At 61.9% G+C, this 3,521-nt stretch carries 1 protein-coding gene; it reads right to left on the bottom strand.

Translation table 11 applies throughout. The features are described 5' to 3' along the window. Positions 1–3,521 (bottom strand): immunoglobulin-like domain-containing protein (locus FQ668_RS27230; RefSeq protein ID WP_369333840.1); only part of this gene is annotated, 3,521 nt, incomplete at both ends.

Consider the following 3,521-nt stretch of genomic DNA (forward strand, 5'->3'; position numbering starts at 1 on the left):
ACCGACGGGGTGGCGGTCAGCTTGGCCACGACTTCGTCGAGGGTGTCGGTCACTTGAACCGAAGCAGCACCACCCAGTTCCAGGTTCTCAAAGGTGTGACCGTCTATATCCACAGCGGACGTGATGCCCAGACTGATCTGGCCTGCGTCCTGGTAGACGTCATCGCCCTGTGCGTCGTGGGTGTACGGCGCGCTGGTTTCACCGGCCTTGATGGTGACCTGGGCGTTGTTGCTCAGGGTCACGACCAGGTCGTGGGCCAGCGGCTGGTTGACGTGCACAGTGAAGGTCGGTTTGACGTTCTCGGCCACCGAGGTCTGGTCGGCCGTGATGGTGACTTTGACCAAGTCGCCTTCGTTGCCCGGCGTACCTGGCTCGTCGGTCACGGTAGTGCTGACCGGGGTTTTGTCGAGTGTCAGTTGCTCGAACTTGCCAACGTCCGCACCTTCAACGGTAGCGATCGACATCACGACAGGGTCGTTAGCGCCGACGTAGACGTTGTCCGGGGCAGCCACGGTGGCAGTACCCACGGTGCCGTTGGCCGGCACAGTGATGACGGTTTTGCCGTCGCTCAGGGTGAAGGTCAATGCACTGTGGTTGTTGATCGGCAGGCCGTCTTTGTTGGTCAGGGTGATGGTGTAGGTGATCTCGCCGCCTTCGGTGACCGACGGGGTGGCGGTCAGCTTGGCCACGACTTCATCGAGGGTGTCGGTGACATCCACTTTCGCGGCACCGCCCAACTCGAGGTTCTCGAACGCAGCACCAGTGGCATCCACCGCCGAGTTGATGCCCAGGCTGATCTGGCCCGCATCCTGATAGACATCATCGCCTTGCGCGTCGTGGGTGTACGGCGCGCTGGTTTCACCGGCCTTGATGGTGACCTGGGCATTGTTGCTCAGGGTCACGACCAGGTCGTGGGCCAGCGGCTGGTTGACGTGCACGGTGAAGGTCGGTTTGACGTTCTCGGCCACCGAGGTCTGGTCGGCCGTGATGGTGACCTTGACGATGTCGCCTTCGCTGCCTGGAGTGCCTGGCTCGTCGGTCACCTCGGTGTTGACTGGAGTCTTGTCCAGGTTCAGGTTTTCGAACTTCCATGCATCAGCGCCGCTGACCGCGTCGATGGCATTGACCACCGGCGCGTTGGTGCCGACATAGACGTTGTCCGGGGCGGTTGCAGTCGCCGAACCGGTGGTGCTGTTGGCTGCCACAACGACAGTGGTGCCGTCGGTCAGCTTGAAGTACAGCTCCGAGTGGTTGTTGATCGGCAAGCCGTCTTTGTTGGTCAGCGTGATGGTGTAGGTGATCTCACCGCCTTCGGTGACCGAAGGGGTCGCGGTCAGCTTGGCCACCACTTCGTCGAGGGTGTCGGTCACTTGAACCGAAGCAGCACCGCCCAGTTCCAGGTTCTCGAAGGTGTGACCGTCTACATCCACAGCGGACGTGATGCCCAGACTGATCTGGCCAGCGTCCTGGTAGACGTCATCGCCTTGCGCGTCGTGGGTGTACGGCGCGCTGGTCTCACCGGCCTTGATGGTGACCTGGGCATTGTTGCTCAGGGTCACGACCAGGTCGTGGGCCAGCGGCTGGTTGACGTGCACAGTGAAGGTTGGTTTGACGTTCTCGGCTACCGAAGTCTGGTCGGCTGTGATGGTGACCTTGACGATGTCGCCTTCGCTGCCTGGAGTGCCTGGCTCGTCGGTGACCTCGGTGCTGACCGGGGTCTTGTCCAGGTTCAGGTTTTCGAACTTCCACGCATCTGCGCCGCTGACCGCGTCGATGGCATTGACCACCGGCGCGTTGGTGCCGACATAGACGTTGTCCGGGGCGGCTACAGTGGCCGAACCGGTGGTGCTGTTGGCTGCCACGACGACAGTGGTGCCGTCGGTCAGCTTGAAGTACAGCTCCGAGTGGTTGTTGATCGGCAGGCCGTCTTTGTTGGTCAGCGTGACGGTGTAGGTGATCTCGCCGCCTTCGGTCACCGAAGGGGTCGCGGTCAGCTTCGCCACGACTTCGTCGAGGGTGTCGGTCACTTGAACCGAAGCGTTGCCGCCCAGTTGCAGGTTCTCGAACGCAGCACCAGTGGCGTCTACTGCCGAGTTGATGCCCAGGCTGATCTGGCCAGCATCCTGGTAGACGTCATCGCCCTGTGCGTCGTGGGTGTACGGCGCGCTGGTTTCACCGGCCTTGATGGTGACCTGGGCGTTGTTGCTCAGGGTCACGATCAGGTCGTGGGCCAGCGGCTGGTTGACGTGCACGGTGAAGGTCGGTTTGACGTTCTCGGCCACCGACGTCTGGTCGGCCGTGATGGTGACCTTGACGATATCGCCTTCGTTGCCCGGGGTGCCTGGCTCGTCGGTCACCTCGGTGCTGACGGGGGTCTTGTCCAGGTTCAGGTTTTCGAACTTCCACGCATCAGCGCCGCTGACGGCGTCGATGGCATTGACCACCGGNGGGGTCTTGTCCAGGTTCAGGTTTTCGAACTTCCACGCATCAGCGCCGCTGACGGCGTCGATGGCATTGACCACCGGCGCGTTGGTGCCGACATAGACGTTGTCTGGTGCAGCTACAGTCGCCGAACCGGTGGTGCTGTTGGCTGCCACGACGACGGTGGTGCCGTCGGTCAGCTTGAAGTACAGCTCCGAGTGGTTGTTGATCGGCAGACCGTCTTTGTTGGTCAGCGTGATGGTGTAAGTGATCTCGCCGCCTTCGGTGACCGAAGGGGTGGCGGTCAGCTTGGCCACCACTTCGTCGGTGGTGTCGGTTACTTGNGTGATCTCGCCGCCTTCGGTGACCGAAGGGGTGGCGGTCAGCTTGGCCACCACTTCGTCGGTGGTGTCGGTTACTTGGACCGAAGCAGCACCGCCCAACTCGAGGTTCTCGAACGCAGCGCCAGTGGCGTCTACTGCCGAGTTGATGCCCAGGCTGATCTGGCCCGCATCCTGGTAGACGTCATCGCCCTGTGCGTCGTGGGTGTACGGCGCACTGGTTTCACCGGCCTTGATGGTGACCTGGGCATTGTTGCTCAGGGTCACGACCAGGTCGTGAGCCAGCGGCTGGTTGACGTGCACGGTGAAGGTCGGTTTGACGTTCTCGGCCACCGAGGTCTGGTCGGCCGTGATGGTGACCTTGATGATATCGCCTTCGTTGCCTGGGGTACCTGGCTCGTCGGTGACCTCGGTGCTGACCGGGGTCTTGTCCAGGTTCAGGTTTTCGAACTTCCACGCATCAGCGCCGCTAACGGCGTCGATGGCATTGACCACCGGCTGGTTAGTGCCGACATAGACGTTGTCCGGGGCAGTTGCAGTCGCCGAACCCGTGGTGCTGTTGGCCGCCACGACGACAGTGGTGCCGTCGGTCAGCTTGAAGTAAAGCTCCGAGTGGTTGTTGATCGGCAGACCGTCTTTGTTGGTCAGCGTGATGGTGTAGGTGATCTCACCGCCTTCGGTGACCGACGGGGTGGCAGTCAGCTTGGCCACGACTTCATCGAGGGTGTCGGTGACATCCACTTTCGCGGCACCGCCCAA

It is taken from the genome of Pseudomonas sp. Kh14, assembly GCF_900291005.1.
GTDB lineage: Bacteria > Pseudomonadota > Gammaproteobacteria > Pseudomonadales > Pseudomonadaceae > Aquipseudomonas > Aquipseudomonas alloputida.